The sequence below is a fragment of the Lachnoclostridium phytofermentans ISDg genome, assembly GCF_000018685.1.
GTDB lineage: Bacteria > Bacillota > Clostridia > Lachnospirales > Lachnospiraceae > Lachnoclostridium > Lachnoclostridium phytofermentans.
This window is the reverse complement of sequence record NC_010001.1, coordinates 4439114-4455749: the sequence shown is the minus strand read 5'-3', so window position 1 is coordinate 4455749 and position 16636 is coordinate 4439114. Positions and strand designations below refer to the sequence as shown.

Genomic DNA, 16636 nt, shown 5'->3' with positions numbered 1-16636 from the left:
ATTTACGTAGCAAAATACACTTATAAACTATGTGCCAACAAATCTTGGCACAAATCTACTAATGCGCAAAAAACGAGCGCAGGAATAGGAGTTGGGATGAAACTAAAGAAGCCGATAAAGAAACAAGGAGTAATGCAAAAAAGAAAACAGAGGGAATATCGGATGCTAACCTGTGGTCTTGTTATGGCACTATCTGTACCTTTCGTAAGTATTGGCTTTCGAAATCAAAATCATATTACTGCGATGGCTTTTTCTACACCAAAACTAGCCACAATGGGCGGCGGTTATAGTATTCTCTTTAATAAATCTTATGAAGATAAGCTAAAAGAGGCACAACAGAAGAAAGAAGAATTAAGTCAGAAGAAAAAAGATACAGAAAAGAAATTAGCAGATTTAGAAAAGAATAAAAATGATATTTTAAAATACATTGAGCAACTGGATATGCAGCTAAATGAACTTACTTTGCATCTAGAGGAATTAGAAAACCAGATTGCGGATGCGAAAACAGAGCTTGAGAAAACCAGAGCTGATCTTATAGTAGCAAAAGAAACAGAAGCAAAACAGTATGAGACGATGAAGAAACGTGTACAATATCTTTATGAGAATGGCTCAGAAGATGTTTTAGATGTATTCTTAAGTTCTGGAAGTATTGTAGAATTTTTAAATCAAGTTGAATACTCCCAAAAGATAACGGAATATGATGATAATCTGTTAAAGCGTTATACTGAAACTAAAGAAGAAATCATTAGACAGGAAGCGTATCAACAGGCGAAACTGGAAGAACTAGAAGCTCTTGAAGAAAGTGCTCTTTATGAACAGGATACACTGCTTACGTTATCAGCCGAGAAAGGTAAGGAGATTGTCCGTTATACAGAAGCAATCGGTGCGAATGAAGAATTGTTTGCTGAGTATTCTAATGAAATTGCAAATCAAGAAAAAAATATCGATGATATAAAAGAAGAAGAACGTAAACGAGTTGAAGAACAGGAACGAAAGCGAATAGAGGAAGAAGCACGAATAAAAAGGGAAGAGGAGGCTCGAAAAAAGCTAGAACTAGAGAATCAGTCCCCCAATGCCTCAAGTGTAGAAAAGACCGATAATAAGGAATTAAGCCAGATGATATGGCCATTACCTGGAGATCCTAATATATATAGTAGATTCGGTTATCGTAATGCACCAACTGCAGGTGCAAGTACCTATCACCGAGGAGTCGATATTGGTGGTGCGATGGGAGCAAATATTGTTGCTTCCTTAGCTGGAAGGGTTGTAACTGCAACCTATAGTACATCTTCAGGAAATTATATTACGATTGATCATGGAAATGGTGTTCAGACTAGTTACCTGCATTGCTCCAAACTTTTGGTTAGTGTCGGGGATACAATCATGCAAGGACAGGTTATTGCAAAGGTTGGTTCCACTGGAATTTCCACCGGCCCGCATTTACATTTTAGTTTAATATTAAATGGAACTTATGTTGATCCACTTCAATACATAAGTTACAATTGATTATAATAAGATAATAGTAAGCATATGGTACGACTAAAGTTTAGGGTGCTTATATTTGTATCATACCTTAATAAAGTGGGAAGATTTTTTATAGCTTTCCATCAGAAGTTTTGTGCCTTAAATTTATGGCACAAAATTTCATTATGCGCAGAGACATGCGTAGGATTAGATGTAATACATTTTTACACCTGCGTCATCTTTAGCACAATAATAATATGCGCAAAGTATGCGCAGGATTGGAGGTAGAATGAAAAATAGATTTGTGACCGGCGTAGTCTCCGGAGTGATCTGTACCTTGATTATTTGTACTCTTTCTTTTGGCATTCTATATCGTAATGCTTTAGCACAAAAAGATAATGCCTACACGAATGAATCAGCACAGTCAACAGATAATGGCACGAAAACAGAAGGAAGTACTGCAATTGATGAAGCAACGTTTCAAAAGAAACTAAAGTATATTAAAAACTTAGTTAATAATTATTATTTATGGGATGTAAATGAGGGGGATTTTCAAACCGGTATGTTAAAGGGGATGATGAGTGCCCTAAATGACCCATATTCTACTTATTATACGAAAGAGGAATATGACGCCTTGATGGAAACTACCAATGGTATTTACTATGGTATCGGTGCTACTGTTAGCCAGAATGTAAATACTGGTATCATTACTATAGTAAAGCCATTTGTCAATGGACCTGCAAATAAGGCTGGTGTTCTTCCGGGAGATATTCTTTATAAGGTGGAAGACGAAGAGGTAACAGGTACTGAACTCACCAAAGTTGTTAGTAAGATGAAAGGTGAAGAAAATACCATAGTTAAAATCACTGTTATGAGAGAAGGCAAAAGTGAACCAATTGAGATTTCGATTACAAGAGGTCAGGTAGAGATTCCAACCATTGAACATGAGATGTTAAAAGATAAAATTGGTTACATTAGCATTCTAGAATTTGATAAAATAACAGTAGATCAATACATGGCAGCGATTAATGACTTAGAAAAACAAGGAATGAAAGGTCTTGTAATTGACCTTCGTGATAATCCAGGTGGATTATATGATTCTGCAGTTAAGATGCTCGATCGTATCATAGGGAAAGGGCTATTAGTTTATACTGAGACTAAGGATGGTACTCGTTCCGAAGATTATGCGACTTCAAAAGAAGAATTAAAGGTTCCATTGACTGTAATCGTAAATGGCAATAGTGCAAGCGCTTCCGAGATCTTCGCTGGTGCAATTCAGGATTATAAGAAGGGTACTATTGTAGGTACGCAGAGTTTTGGAAAAGGTATTGTACAGTCCCTCTTCCCATTGTTTGATGGAAGTGCGGTGAAGGTAACGGTATCCAACTACTTTACTCCAAATGGAAGAAGCATTCATAAAACAGGAATTACCCCAGATGTGGTAGTAGAGTTAAATGAAGAATTAAAGAAAAAAGTAGTGATTACTCATGATGAAGATAATCAGCTTCAGAAAGCTATTGAGGTCTTGAAAAGTCAAATAAAATAAGAAAAGAGCGTTATTTCATAATTCTTATTGAAAAAGAGTTATGAAGTAACGCTTTTTATATTAATAGAATTGCACTACTATTTTAAATTATTTAACAAGAAAGAAGATTAATAGTACCCAGAATATTATAATTGGAAGCGCAAAAAGCCACTTTTTTGGTTTTTTATCCTGCCATATAGAAGCAGCTTCTGCACGGCAAGTGGAAAATACCTCTGCGGGTATCAGCTTTATAGTTAGTGCGACTAAAGCAGGGAGAAGAATAATATCATCTAGATACCCAATAATGGGAATGAAATCTGGTATTAAATCAATTGGTGAGAGTGCATAAGCAACTGCTAGTGCAGCAATCACCTTAGCTATCCAAGGAGTTTCTTTCTTCTTCATAGCAAGATAAACTGCAGGAATATCTGTTTTAAGTTTTTTTGCTCTGGATTTTAGATCCATACGTTCCTCCATGTGAATTTATTACATCAAGCAAATTTTAAGCGTATACATATGTTAAAATACATCAATCGTAATATAATCGGATTTGAGGCGCAAAAAGCGCAAAGTAAACTTCTGATAAGTTGTATTATAAGCGTTTTATATTAGACATGCAACGGGAAGACTTGATGATCTTTTAAAGTTAAATATAGAATTTCGAGAAAATCTATTGCACATAATGATAAATTGTGGTAACATATCTTTTCAGTACGGACATGTGTATTTGTAGTGCAAACACAAAGTGATGCATACAATAATGTAAGTGGGATTAGTATTACATCTAGGTACAGATGTGATACGCTACGGGTTTTATGGGGGTATCTTATGGACGACGAAAAATACTATATAGTGAAGAAGAAGGCGCTACCAGAAGTATTATTAAAGGTAGTTGAAGCGAAGCGCTTGCTGGATTCGGAGCGGGTTATGACAATTCAAGAGGCGACGGATGCTGTGGACATCAGCAGAAGTTCTTTTTACAAATATAAGGATGATATCTTTCCATTTCATGAAAATAATCGTGGTAAGACGATTACTTTTATGTTACAGATGGATGATATTCCTGGACTATTGTCTATGGTTTTAAATCAGATCGCAAAAAGCAATGCAAATGTATTAACCATTCATCAGACAATACCAATTGGTGGTATAGCATCTCTAACACTAGGCATCGAGATATTGCCACAGACATTAGAATTATCACAGATGTTAGAATCAATAGAAGCGCTTGATGGGATTCACTACCTAAAAATTTTAGGTAGAGAGTAATTTGAAAAACAAAGATTTTCAAACAGGAATTACTTTGAAATTTACTGTGCAGATTGACGAGATAAGCTAACTGGCTGTTTTATTTATGTAAAAGCGAGTACAGGAATGGAGGATTATATGAAGATAGCAGTGTTAGGATTTGGAACCGTAGGTTCTGGAGTATATGAAGTAATAAAAACAAATTATGAAACTATTACAAAACGTGCTGGTGAAGTAGTTGACATTAAATATGTGCTGGATTTAAGAGATTTTCCAGGAAATCCTGTTCAGGATATCATTACTCATGATTTTAGTGTAATTGCAAATGATCCAGAAATTAAGATTGTTGTTGAAGTTATGGGTGGTGTAGATCCTGCTTATTCTTTTGTGAAGGAAGCCTTATTAAAAGGGAAATCTGTCTGTACTTCCAACAAGGAACTAGTAGCAAAACATGGAGCAGAACTATTGGAGATAGCAAAACAAAAGAAGATTAACTTTTTGTTTGAAGCTAGTGTTGGCGGTGGTATACCGATTATTCGTCCTTTGAATCAATCCTTAACAGCGGATGAGATCGATGAAATAACAGGTATCTTGAATGGTACTACAAACTATATTTTATCAAAGATGAAAACGCAAGGATCTGAGTTTGCAACCGTTCTTAAGGAGGCTCAAGAGCTTGGTTATGCAGAACGTAATCCAGAGGCCGATGTCGAAGGTTTTGATGCTTGCCGTAAAATTGCGATTCTTACCTCGCTTGCATATGGAATGCATGTTGATTTCGAACAGATTTATACTGAAGGAATTACGAAGATAACAGCAGAGGATATTAAGTATGCCAATGCGTTAGATGCTAGCATTAAATTATTAGCGACCAGTAAAAACGTTGACGGTAAGGTGTATGCGATGGTTGCTCCTAAGATGATAAACGATAAGCATCCATTATTTTCTGTAAATGATGTATTTAACGGAATACTTGTTAAAGGAAATTTATTAGGTGATGTTATGTTCTATGGAAGCGGAGCAGGCAAACTTCCAACAGCAAGTGCAGTTGTTTCTGATGTTGTAGATGCAACCAAACATATGGGAATCAACATTATGACATTATGGAGCAGCAAACATCTAATTCCAGCGGATATGAGTACCTATGAGAGTAAATTCTTTGTTCGTGTACCTTTAGGGGAAGAGGAGACTGCAAAAGAATTATTTAAGATTGCAAAGGTTGTTTCAGTACCTGATATAGACGGAGAGTATGCATTTATCACGGAGAAGATGACGGAAGGAGCTTTTGAAGAGGCAGCGAAGAAGCTATCGATAATTAACCGTATTCGTGTGGAATTTTAGTCATTGAACATCTTGCTATATAGAATAAGGTTTTAGTTAATGAAACAATGTTTACTTGTTCTGTGGAATAAATTTTAGTTAATAAAATAATACGTTCTTATTGTATAGAACATGTTTTTTACATGGAATAGTGCTTACATGTTACATTCATGAGGGGATGTATTGTACGTATAGAAAATGAGAGAAGAGGAATAAGTTTCCTCCGATGTTATGAGTATCGTTAGGTGAAGGATGGCTACATTCTTCACCTACAAATATATAGGTTACTATTTTAGGTTTAGTTACGAAAATGCAACTTTAAATTAATAAAAGAGGATAAGGTTGAGATAGGTATGATCCAACTAGAAGCGGAGGCTAAGATGAAGTATTTCGTAGTACTTGGAGATGGAATGGCAGATGAACCAATTGATCGTTTAAATGGAATGACACCGCTTGAGTATGCAGAAACAAAAACCATGGATGAATTAGCAGGGAAATCAGAGATAGGTCTTTGCCACACAATCCCAGAAGGAATGAAACCAGGAAGTGATACAGCAAATCTAGCTGTTTTAGGATATAACCCTAAAATATATTATACTGGTCGATCTCCTCTTGAGGCATTAAGCATAGGAGTTCAGTTAAGTCCAACAGATATTGCGATTCGCTGTAATATTGTAACGATATCAGAAGAAGATGTACCATATGGGCAAAAGACAATCATAGATCATAGTGCGAGTGAAATATCAACAGAGGATGCAGCTATTTTATTAGAGGCAGTAAAAAAGGAATTAAGCTCGGAAGAGTTTGCTTATTATTTAGGCACAAGTTACCGACATCTCCTTATTTGGGATCAGGGTGTGGTGGTCGAATTAACACCTCCACATGATATTCTCGGCAGAGTAATTGGTGAGTATCTTCCTGAGGAAGTTAAATTAAGGGAGATGATGGAGAAGAGCTTTAAGATATTAAACAATCACCCAATTAATATTGAACGTCATAAAAAAGGATTAAACAAAGCGAATTCCATCTGGTTTTGGTGAGCGGGAACGAAACCGGCGTTATGCTCATTTGAAGAGAAAACAGGAAAACGTGGGGTAATGATTTCAGCAGTAGATTTACTAAAAGGAATTGCAGTGGGGGCAGGAATGAAGGTAATAGAAGTTCCTGGAGCAGATGGTACTTTACACACCAATTATGAAGGGAAGGCAATGGCTGCGGTTGACGCACTAACCAAAGAAGATTATGATTTCGCATATGTGCATGTGGAAGCACCGGATGAGATGGGACATCAAGGAAATTTGGAGAATAAAATTAAAGCAATAGAAGCATTGGATTATCGTGTCATTCGTATTATAAAAGAGGAAATGAAAAACAGAGGATGTGACTATCGAATGCTAGTAATGCCAGACCATCCAACTCCGCTTAGCATACGGACACATACCTCAGATCCAGTACCTTATATGCTTTATGACAGTACAAAAGAGTTAAATACAGTTGCTTGCTACAATGAAAAAGAAGCGAAATTAAGCGGAAATTTAGTAAAAGAAGGGTATCAGCTCATTGACAAATTACTTCAGTTAAGCTAGCATAGAAAATATGTGATTAATCAAGCACTTAAAAATAGAATGATTAATAAAATAAAGCAACAGGCTAATAGAGGAAGAAATTCTTTCTATAGAAAGCTAGGTTTAGGAGGCATCTATGCTAATTGTTAAGAAATTCGGTGGTACTTCTGTTGCCAACAAAGAGAGAATATTAAATGTCGCGAAGCGATGCATAGAAGATTATAAAAAAGGACACGAGGTTGTTGTAGTTTTATCTGCTATGGGAAAAAAGACAGATGAATTGATTGAACAAGCAAGAGACATCAATCCAAATCCACAGAAGCGTGAATTAGATATGTTGTTAACAGTAGGAGAGCAGACATCGGTAGCTCTCATGGCAATGGCAATAGATTCCCTCGGTGTTCCTGCAGTATCTCTTAATGCATTTCAAGTAGCAATGCATACGACCTCAGCCTACGGAAATGCCCGCCTAAAGCGTATTGATACAGAGCGAATTCGAAACGAACTCGATGCAAAGCGTATTGTGATCATTACCGGATTTCAGGGAATCGATAAGCAAGATAACTATGCAACTCTAGGGCGTGGCGGCTCGGATACGACAGCAGTGGCTCTTGCAGCTGCATTAAAGGCAGATTCTTGTGAAATCTATACAGATGTAGATGGTGTTTATACTGCCGATCCAAGGTTTGTTAAGAATGCTAGAAAGCTTAATGAAATTACTTATGACGAGATGCTTGATTTAGCATCTCTTGGTGCTGGTGTACTTCATAATAGATCCGTCGAAATGGCTAAAAAATATGGAGTACAGCTTGTAGTGCGTTCTAGTTTAAATACGTCGGAAGGGACCGTTGTTAAGGAGGAGACAAGAATGGAAGAAATGTTAGTAAGTGGCGTAGCAGGAGATAAAAATACAGCCCGAATCTCGGTCATTGGTTTACAAGATAATCCGGGAGTAACATTTAAGCTCTTTCAACATTTGGCAAATCATAATATCAATGTTGATATTATTTTACAATCAGTGGCTCGCGAAGGAACCAAAGATGTAAGCTTTACAGTAGCAGAAGATGCAGTAGAGGATGCATTAGAGGTTATTAAACGCCATAAGAATACTAGTCTTGCTTGTGATTATATTGAAGTTGAGACTGCAGTAGCCAAAGTTTCTGTCGTTGGTGCTGGAATGATGAGTAATCCAGGAGTAGCAGCAAAGATGTTTGAGGCACTATATGATATTGGTGTTACAATTAAGATGATTGCAACTTCTGAAATACGAATTACCGTGTTAATTGACGAGGCTTATACAGAGCAGGCAATTAAGGCAGTTCATGATAAATTTATGTTAGGCGAAGCTTAAATAGGAATGGGAAGCATTGTAAGTATTAGAAAGTGATACTTATGGTGCTTTTTTTTGTCCTAATGGCCGGCCTTTGAGCGTAAAGTGAACTAGCCATATTTTCTAGCCAGATTAAGGTTGTGATTAGTAGAATGATCCCTATGCTAAAAGATAAATAATTCTCAATGTTAGAGGAATTTTTGCTGCCCCTAGTTCTTCTTTAAATATAAGTTTGACATTATATGGTGATATATATATTATGATATAGAATATAGTAATTCAGGTCTAAGTATTGATTATATGGAATGGCTCCATATGATTTGCAACAAGAACAGATACTCAACAAATTAAAGAACATGTTTTTAGTGTATTGAAAGAGGGAAAATAAGGGGGACAGTATGCCACTACTCGAGATGAATGAAGTTTGTATAATAGAAGGTAATCGATATTCTCTTCCTAGATTAAATCTGCGATTGGGTGAAAAGGATTTTGTAGTAATAAAAACAACGAATGACTATTTAGATTGCTTAATTCGTTTAATGGAGGGGAAGTTAGATCACTTAAAAGGGAAAGTTGAGGTCTCAGATAAAAGAATATATGTATTATATAATGAAGATGGAATCTATAAGAGGGACAATATAGCTTCCTATTTGAATTTTTTTAATAAAATAAGCAGCAAGCCGTTGAGCAATAATCAACTTGATGGATTATTACGTGTTGCGGGGTTATTAGAGGGTAAGAAAAAGAAAATAGGATCTTTGAACTCATTGGAGAAGCAGTGTTTACATCTAATAAGAACGGTATCTTTAAATCCAGGGGTTATTGTTTTAAAGAATCCTTTACAAATACTAAATCCAAATGAAATCTTAATTTATCGAGAATTATTGCAATCTATCGTAAGGGAGTATGAGGTTGCCATTCTTTTGTTAACGAATAACTTAGAGGATGCATTGAATCTTAATGTATTTACCTATTTATATGATCAGATTGGGTTAAGACCATTTGATAATGGAGAGATGGTTGAGATAGATAAAAAAGAAGTGTGTAGTAAAGAGGAGAGAAAAGAAACCTATAAAATAGATTACGAAAAAGTAAATGATACCAAAAAAGTAAATGATACCGAAACTGATTCGAAACAAGCCGCAAAAGATGTTACAAAAATTGAACGTACCATTATAGTTCCACCAATTATGAAAATATCCTGTCGTTATGATGATAAGCTGCTTTTATTTAGTCCGGACGAAATTGACTATGCAGAAAGCGTAGATGGAGAAACTTATGTGAACGTAAATGGTAAGGCATTTCAAGCTACCTTAACGCTGACACAATTAGAAGAAAGACTACGAGATTATGGTTTCTTTCGATGCCATCGTTCTTACATAATTAATATTCAAAAAATAAGAGAGATTATAAGTTATTCAAGAGGAAGCTATGTACTCAGATTAAGTAATTATGAAAATAGCCAAATCCCATTATCAAGACAAAAGCTTGAAGAAATGAAAGAATTACTACATATTTAAGCGTAATTAACCACCTGGATAGCACAGTTCACCACTTTGAATGCACTATTAGCCTGAAATAAAGCACATTTGGGGCGGAATTTATCACAAAGTACTACCGATTCCTTATAATATGGTTAGATGAAGCAAAGGAGGGAAACGAATATGTATGCAATTGAGATGGAACATATCTCAAAAGATTTTGGTGAGAAAAAAGTCTTAAAGGATTTGAATATTAAAGTAGAGCAAGGAGAAGTCTTTGGATTACTTGGGCCATCCGGAGCCGGGAAAACAACTATGATAAAGATTATGACCGGGCAGTTGAAAAAGACCAAGGGAAATTCAAGATTATTAGGGGAAGAGTCATTAAAACTTAGTGATAAGATATACTCACAAATTGGAGTTGTATCGGATAATAGTGGCGTATATGAAAGAATGAACTGTTATGAGAACTTAGAGTTTTTTGCTAAGCTAAACCAGGTCCCGAAAGAAAGAATCCATGAGGTATTATTAGCAGTAGGTTTAGAGAAGGAAAAGAAAACCAAAGCAAAGAAATTATCAAAAGGTATGAGCCAGCGTTTGAATTTAGCAAGAGCGGTACTTCATAACCCTAAGATTTTATTTCTTGATGAGCCAACCAGTGGATTAGACCCGGCAACAGCTACGATGATACATAGGCTATTGTTATCGTTAAAAGACCAAGGGATGACCATATTTTTAACAACTCATAACATGGAGGAGGCAACGAAACTCTGCAACCATGTTGCTTTATTAAATGAGGGAACCATTGTTGAATTTGGGGAACCAAAAGAACTCTGCCGTAAATATAACAAAGAAAATAAAATTACGATAACAACAAAGGATCGAACGGAAATTATACTTTCTAATCATCCTTCGGATGCAGATAAGGTTGCTGATTTATTACGTGAAGGAATGGTGGAATCGATTCATTCTTCAGAACCAAATTTAGAAACCGTGTTTTTAGCGTTAACAGGAAGGGGGCTGTTATAATGTCATTTCGCAGAATAAAAACCGTATATGGAAAACAGCTCAGGGATTTAACTAAAAATCCAACATTAGTTATTAGTTTTTTAGTACTTCCATTTTTAGGTTTCTTTTTTTCAAAGATGGATATACCTACCGAAGAGATTCGTATGATGACGAGGCTCTATCTTCCTATGTATGTTGCTATGTGCGGCCTTATGGGAACAGGAAGTACTATGGCGGAAGAGAAAGAAAAGAATACCTTACGAGTGCTTATGATGTCAAATGTAAAGCCTGCAGAGTATATGGCAAGTATCTGTCTTTTTGTATTAACGATACAATCTTTTGGAGTTGCATATTTTATATACCTAGGTGGTTTTCATGGAATTGAAATTTTAAGAGCCATAATTGTGATACTACTTGGAAGTCTATGTACAATGTCATTAGGTTCCACTATAGGTTTAATTGCAAAATCGCAAATGAATGCCAATTCCTATCTCACTCCGGTGATGCTGATTGTTGGAATCCTTCCTGCGCTCGCTGGATTAAATCGTGACCTATATCCAATTGCAAAATATATCTATAGTACGCAAATGAGTGAAGCGATGACTAATATATCAAAACCACTGCCTCTAGAAACAATTATTATTATGTTAGCGAATATGGCTCTTTGCGTAGCAATATTTATCCGAGTTTATAAAAAGAATCGTCTTGATGATTAAGAGAAGTATCTGCTAAGAAAATTATGTTAAGTAAGAGAAGTACCAGATAAAAATAATTAAGTTAAGTATGAAATATCAGATAAAAATAATGAAGTTAAGTAAGGAAAATATCTGAAAAATTAATCAAGTTTAGAAAGTAAAATCCGTCCAAAAACAAGCAAGACCCTTGACAAATCATAGGAATTCATTATATGATTAAGTGGTTTTGTAAAAAATGTTCGAAAATTACAATTAAAATAGAATGCTGTAATATTGGATGGAGGACTAGCTGTGATAAATCATGCTAAGGAAATAAAAAAGAGAAGAACGTTTGCTATCATTTCTCACCCGGATGCTGGTAAAACGACGTTAACAGAGAAATTACTTCTATACGGAGGTGCCATTAATCTGGCGGGTTCTGTTAAGGGTAAGAAAACAGCAAAACACGCGGTGTCTGACTGGATGGAAATCGAGAAGGAGCGTGGTATTTCCGTTACCTCCTCTGTAATGCAGTTTAATTATGGTGATTATTGTATTAATATTCTTGATACACCAGGACATCAGGATTTCTCGGAAGATACTTATAGAACTTTAATGGCAGCAGACTCTGCTGTCATGGTTATTGATGCTTCTAAGGGTGTTGAGAATCAGACTAAAAAATTATTTAAGGTATGTGTCATGAGAAACATTCCTATCTTTACTTTTATTAATAAGATGGACCGAGAAGCTAGAGATACATTTGAATTATTAGATGAGATCGAGACAGTTCTTGGAATTAAAACTTGCCCTGTAAATTGGCCAATTGGTTCTGGAAAAGAATTCAAGGGTGTTTATGACAGAAGTACTCAAACGATTAGTAAATTCATTGCAGCTAATAATGGTATGAAGGAAGTAGAGACTGTTGAGGCTACGATAGGAGATTCTAGCCTTGATGATTTAATAGGAAAAGACCGTCATGATATTCTTTCAGAAGAGATTGAATTATTAGATGGCGCAAGTGCAGAATTTGATCAAGAATTAGTGAATAAGGGTGAATTATCTCCTGTATTTTTTGGGTCAGCATTAACTAATTTTGGTGTAGAAACATTTTTAAAGCACTTTTTATCAATGACTTCATCTCCACTTCCTAGACATTCTAATCTAGGTGAAGTAGATCCATTAACGAATGATTTCTCAGCATTTGTATTTAAAATTCAAGCAAATATGAATAAAGCCCATCGTGACCGTATTGCATTTATGCGTATTTGTTCCGGTAAATTTGATGCAGATGAAGAAGTTTATCATGTACAGGGTGGTAAGAAACTAAGACTTTCACAACCGCAGCAGTTAATGGCTCAAGAGAGAAAAATCTTAGAGGAAGCATATGCAGGTGATATTATAGGTGTATTCGACCCTGGTATCTTCTCTATTGGTGATACCTTATGTATGCCTGGCCAGAAATACGAGTATGAAGGAATACCAACCTTTGCTCCAGAGCATTTTGCGAAAATTCGTCAGGTTGATACGATGAAGAGAAAGCAATTTATTAAGGGTATTACACAGATCGCACAAGAAGGTGCAATTCAGATATTCCAAGAGTTTAATACTGGTATGGAAGAAATCATTGTTGGCGTTGTAGGTGTACTTCAGTTTGATGTTTTAAAATTCCGTCTTGAGTCGGAGTATGGTGTTGAAATTCGTATGGAACAGCTTCCATATGAGTACATCCGCTGGGTAGAAAGCAAAGACATTGATGTATCTAGCTTAAGTGTTACTTCGGATACGAAGCGTATCAAGAATATGAAGGGAAATGCGCTTCTCCTCTTTGTTCACGCTTGGAGTATCAATACGGTACTTGACCGTAATAAAGGCTTAGTACTTTCTGAGTTTGGCCATGAATAATATAATGAAATAGAAAACGAGCTCCAACTTTCGGAATTGATTTTACTACAAGATCAATTTACAGGTTGGAGCTCTTTTTCTACTTTTAGTCTGTCTTTATATAAAACTCCACATTATTTCCCCTAAATCATACAGGAATCTACCTTGCAAAATAGTTCTAATAATTCATTTTCTGATGATCCTTTGGAACTATTAAAAAGTATTATCGTCTAATGATTAGAAACGATAAAAAATAATGGAGGAAATACTTATGAAGAAAAAAGGCATCATGGGAATTTCGGTTATATGCTTACTATGCCTTTCGATAGGATTAGCAGTTTTTATAAAAAAAGGAAATGACAAAAAAGTAGAGCCATTAGTAGCAAGCGAAGTTGGTGAAAATGGAATATTTTCTGCCGGAGATTATTTTATCCTAGCGATGGATAAGTATGAAGAAAATTACTCTCATCTGATGAGCAAGAAACTAAATGAAATCTCAAAATTATATCTAAATGATACAATGAAAAAATTCTATTCTGTTGTACCGGAAAAAAGTTATTTTGTAGAAAATGATATCTTTCCAAGAGAAAACTATGACTCCATGCTTTCTATTCTTAAGGAAGAAGTAAAAGGTATGGAATACATCGATTTATTTGGTACGCTAAGCATCTCTGATTATTATAAGACGGATTTGCATTGGAAACAGGAAAAATTGTTCCCGGTAGTAGAAAAACTTGGAAAATCCATGGATTTTAAGATAAATACAAAGAATTTTAAAGAAAATATAATTGATGATTATTATGGAGTTTATAAGGGGTATGGAATTGAAGCTAAATCAGAGACTTTAACCTATTTGACGAATGATTATACTCAAAATGCTTTAGTTTCTGTTTTTGATGTTGCCGAGCAAACCGGTGTTTATTTTATGAATGCATTCAACACAGATGTATGGTATAACATGTTTTTGTCTGGTCCTAATCCTTTGATAACGATAGAAAATCCTGCAGTAACAAATGGAAGAGAGCTTATTATCTTTGGTGACTCATTCTCAAGTAGTCTTACACCATTACTTTTAGAAGCATATCAAAAAATTACATTAATCGACCTTCGATTTGTTGCCACACAGTATCTAGGAGAAATTATAGATTTTACTAGTCAAGACGTTTTATTTTTATACAATGCACAGATTGTAAATCGTTGTGCTATGTTAAGATAAAAGATTTTACGATGCAAAAGCTGCATCTCTTATAAGAAGTTGCTTCGCAGCTTCTTATAAGTTATATTATTGAAACAAAAAAGCGTGTTTCAATAATCAGATTTACGATGCAAAAGCTGCATCTTTTATAAGAAGTTGCTTCGCAGCTTCTTATAAGTTATACTATAGAATAGATTTGCGGGGGTGGCTCGTAAAAATATTATATAGGGGGAAGGCAGGATGCAGACCGAGAATGACTATGAGATAGAAGATCTCGTGAGAACCTACGGTAACGATGTACTTCGAACTGCATATATGTATGTAAAAGATATTCACATTGCAGAGGATATCTTTCAAGATGTATTTATCAAGGTCAATAATCATCTACATACATTTCAGGGGAATAGCAGTATTAAAACTTGGATTTTAAGAATTACAATCAATACCTGCAAAGATTATATAAAGAGTGCATACCATCGAAAAATGGTTCCGATGGAGGAGTTTATTGAAGACTCCATTGTATCAGAGAGTGAGTTTGATGCAGTGGAGCGGGAAGAAACCATACATACTGTAAAGGAGGCTGTAATGGCCTTACCGGAACACTACCGTTCCGTTATCCTTTGTGTGTATTTTGATGAACTTAGTATGGATGAAACAGCAAAAGCACTAGACTTACCAGTTGGAACTGTAAAAAGTCGATTGGCACGAGCGAAAGAAAAATTAAAAGAATCCATGGAAGGGAGGATATAGTATGAAAAAAAATATAGAAAAAGAAAAGAATACTATAGATCAATCTGATTTGATGTCAGACCCTTTCTTTGATTCGTTAAAAAAACAATTAGACGAATCATTAGATCTAGAGAATATTATGGTGAGTGAGGATTTAATTCAGTCTACCTTAAGAGCTATCGAAATAAAGAAAGAGACTGCGCTTCATGAGGATGAAAGCGTAACCACAAAGGAAAAAGCATCACTGCCATTAGAGGGTAAAGAGATAATTTCCATTGAGGAACAAAAAGAAGCAAAAAAAGATGCAAAAAAAGAAGCAAAAAATGAAGCAAAAAATGAAGCGAAAAATGAAACAACTAAGGAAACAAATAAGGAAACAAATAAAGGAACTAAAATAGAAACTAAGATAGAAACCCAAAAAGAAAGCCAAAGTAAGAACAAGAGGAAAATCATAAAGTATATTGGAACATGGGGTTCCGTAGTTGCAGCAAGTATCATTATTTATTTGGGTGGACATGGTTTGTTTTCACCACTAATGGAAGGTAAATTTACATCCATGAAAGACACTAGTTCGGGTACATCCAACTCAAGCAGTGACGTGAATTTTGGGTCTAATACGGATAAAGAAAGTTCAGAAATCTTCTCCTTTGACACTGAGACTCCTGTCAAGGGTGATGCTACGACAGGGAATAAAAAACAAGACCTTCAAAATGAACTTAAGTACAAGATAGAATCGAAAGGGCTAGATGTGGAAGAGAAGGCGACCATATCGGCTCAGAGCAGTTTGAGTGAAAATGGTGATAATACAATAGAATCTCAGGCGGATGGAGCTAGTCAAGACGTAGAGGGAGGTTCAAGAAAAGCTTTTGATTATGTAATGGAAGACATTAACCAATGGACCGATGTCAATACTGTGAATATTAATTTGGAAAGTAGTGATGAGGGAAAAATTAAAGATATTATGTATCTTATGTCTTCGAAACATCTGCATTTAACAACAGAAGAACCTGCCCAGAAGATAAAGTATATTATTTCTATCCCATTAACAGAAGATGATGAGATTGTATACTTTTTAAATGATTCCGAAGTTCTTATTAAGACCTATGGAAATGAGGGAATCGTAACGTCTACCTCTTATGAGGTCGATCAAGCCTATGATTTGATTCGAGACGTTGAAAATATATTAAACTAAGGATTAATAAAATAAAAAGAAACA

Annotated in this window: 13 protein-coding genes and 1 pseudogene; 13 read left to right on the top strand and 1 reads right to left on the bottom strand. The window is 35.4% G+C overall.

The genetic code is table 11. The features are described from left to right. The first annotated feature begins 96 nt into the window (after positions 1-96). Both CPHY_RS18705 and CPHY_RS18700 read left to right on the top strand, forming a co-directional pair. Entirely contained in the window at positions 97-1506 is a 1410-nt protein-coding gene (locus CPHY_RS18705; protein ID WP_012201602.1) for a murein hydrolase activator EnvC family protein, read from the top strand. 247 nt (positions 1507-1753) lie between these two features. Continuing rightward, on the top strand, positions 1754-3010 hold the full coding sequence (locus CPHY_RS18700; RefSeq protein WP_012201601.1) for a S41 family peptidase: 1257 nt from the start codon (positions 1754-1756) through the stop codon (positions 3008-3010). Positions 3011-3097: 87 nt separating this feature from the next. On the opposite strand, the gene CPHY_RS18695 is transcribed toward CPHY_RS18700, so the two are convergent. After that, the gene (locus CPHY_RS18695) at positions 3098-3454 is read right to left on the bottom strand and encodes a YkvA family protein (protein ID WP_012201600.1); all 357 of its coding nucleotides are present in this window, start codon (positions 3452-3454) and stop codon (positions 3098-3100) included. 363 nt (positions 3455-3817) lie between these two features. On the opposite strand from CPHY_RS18695, the gene CPHY_RS18690 reads away from it, so the two are divergent. The 11 genes and pseudogenes from CPHY_RS18690 (at position 3818) to CPHY_RS21045 (ending at position 16612) form a co-directional block, all read left to right on the top strand. Beyond that, the gene (locus tag CPHY_RS18690; protein WP_012201599.1) at positions 3818-4258 is read left to right on the top strand and encodes an ACT domain-containing protein; all 441 of its coding nucleotides are present in this window, start codon (positions 3818-3820) and stop codon (positions 4256-4258) included. Positions 4259-4375: 117 nt separating this feature from the next. Then, entirely contained in the window at positions 4376-5578 is a 1203-nt protein-coding gene (locus CPHY_RS18685; protein WP_012201598.1) for a homoserine dehydrogenase, read from the top strand. Positions 5579-5937: 359 nt separating this feature from the next. Then, positions 5938-7143: pseudogene (locus tag CPHY_RS22585) on the top strand (cofactor-independent phosphoglycerate mutase). A 115-nt stretch (positions 7144-7258) separates the two neighbouring features. Beyond that, on the top strand, positions 7259-8473 hold the full coding sequence (locus CPHY_RS18675; protein ID WP_012201597.1) for an aspartate kinase: 1215 nt from the start codon (positions 7259-7261) through the stop codon (positions 8471-8473). Between the two features lie 377 nt (positions 8474-8850). Then, the gene (locus CPHY_RS21055; protein ID WP_012201596.1) at positions 8851-9972 is read left to right on the top strand and encodes a LytTR family transcriptional regulator DNA-binding domain-containing protein; all 1122 of its coding nucleotides are present in this window, start codon (positions 8851-8853) and stop codon (positions 9970-9972) included. A gap of 144 nt (positions 9973-10116) precedes the next feature. After that, positions 10117-10962 (top strand): ABC transporter ATP-binding protein, encoded by an 846-nt coding sequence (locus CPHY_RS18665; protein ID WP_012201595.1) that lies wholly within the window; start codon positions 10117-10119, stop codon positions 10960-10962. Next, positions 10962-11657, top strand: a complete 696-nt coding sequence (locus tag CPHY_RS18660; protein WP_012201594.1) for an ABC transporter permease — start codon at positions 10962-10964, stop codon at positions 11655-11657. Before CPHY_RS18665 ends, CPHY_RS18660 begins: the two co-directional genes overlap by 1 nt. A gap of 270 nt (positions 11658-11927) precedes the next feature. Next, complete coding sequence (locus CPHY_RS18655) at positions 11928-13517, top strand: peptide chain release factor 3 (RefSeq protein ID WP_012201593.1); 1590 nt, start codon at positions 11928-11930, stop codon at positions 13515-13517. 250 nt (positions 13518-13767) lie between these two features. Then, positions 13768-14712 carry a DHHW family protein gene (locus CPHY_RS21050; RefSeq protein ID WP_012201592.1) on the top strand — a complete coding sequence of 315 codons (945 nt, stop codon included), beginning with the start codon at positions 13768-13770 and terminating at the stop codon, positions 14710-14712. Positions 14713-14931: 219 nt separating this feature from the next. Then, positions 14932-15441 carry an RNA polymerase sigma factor gene (locus CPHY_RS18645; protein WP_012201591.1) on the top strand — a complete coding sequence of 170 codons (510 nt, stop codon included), beginning with the start codon at positions 14932-14934 and terminating at the stop codon, positions 15439-15441. 1 nt (position 15442) lies between these two features. Then, a complete protein-coding gene (locus CPHY_RS21045) occupies positions 15443-16612 on the top strand; it encodes a hypothetical protein (protein WP_012201590.1) in 1170 nt (389 codons plus the stop codon). Positions 16613-16636 lie beyond the last annotated feature (24 nt).

Coding starts and splice junctions, on each gene's coding strand:
- CPHY_RS21055 (WP_012201596.1), top strand. CDS start 8,851: ATGCCACTACTCGAGATGAATGAAGTTTGTATAATAGAAGGTAATCGA.
- CPHY_RS18660 (WP_012201594.1), top strand. CDS start 10,962: ATGTCATTTCGCAGAATAAAAACCGTATATGGAAAACAGCTCAGGGAT.
- CPHY_RS18695 (WP_012201600.1), bottom strand. CDS start 3,454: ATGGATCTAAAATCCAGAGCAAAAAAACTTAAAACAGATATTCCTGCA.
- CPHY_RS21045 (WP_012201590.1), top strand. CDS start 15,443: ATGAAAAAAAATATAGAAAAAGAAAAGAATACTATAGATCAATCTGAT.
- CPHY_RS18665 (WP_012201595.1), top strand. CDS start 10,117: ATGTATGCAATTGAGATGGAACATATCTCAAAAGATTTTGGTGAGAAA.
- CPHY_RS18705 (WP_012201602.1), top strand. CDS start 97: ATGAAACTAAAGAAGCCGATAAAGAAACAAGGAGTAATGCAAAAAAGA.
- CPHY_RS18700 (WP_012201601.1), top strand. CDS start 1,754: ATGAAAAATAGATTTGTGACCGGCGTAGTCTCCGGAGTGATCTGTACC.
- CPHY_RS18690 (WP_012201599.1), top strand. CDS start 3,818: ATGGACGACGAAAAATACTATATAGTGAAGAAGAAGGCGCTACCAGAA.
- CPHY_RS18645 (WP_012201591.1), top strand. CDS start 14,932: ATGCAGACCGAGAATGACTATGAGATAGAAGATCTCGTGAGAACCTAC.
- CPHY_RS18675 (WP_012201597.1), top strand. CDS start 7,259: ATGCTAATTGTTAAGAAATTCGGTGGTACTTCTGTTGCCAACAAAGAG.
- CPHY_RS21050 (WP_012201592.1), top strand. CDS start 13,768: ATGAAGAAAAAAGGCATCATGGGAATTTCGGTTATATGCTTACTATGC.
- CPHY_RS18685 (WP_012201598.1), top strand. CDS start 4,376: ATGAAGATAGCAGTGTTAGGATTTGGAACCGTAGGTTCTGGAGTATAT.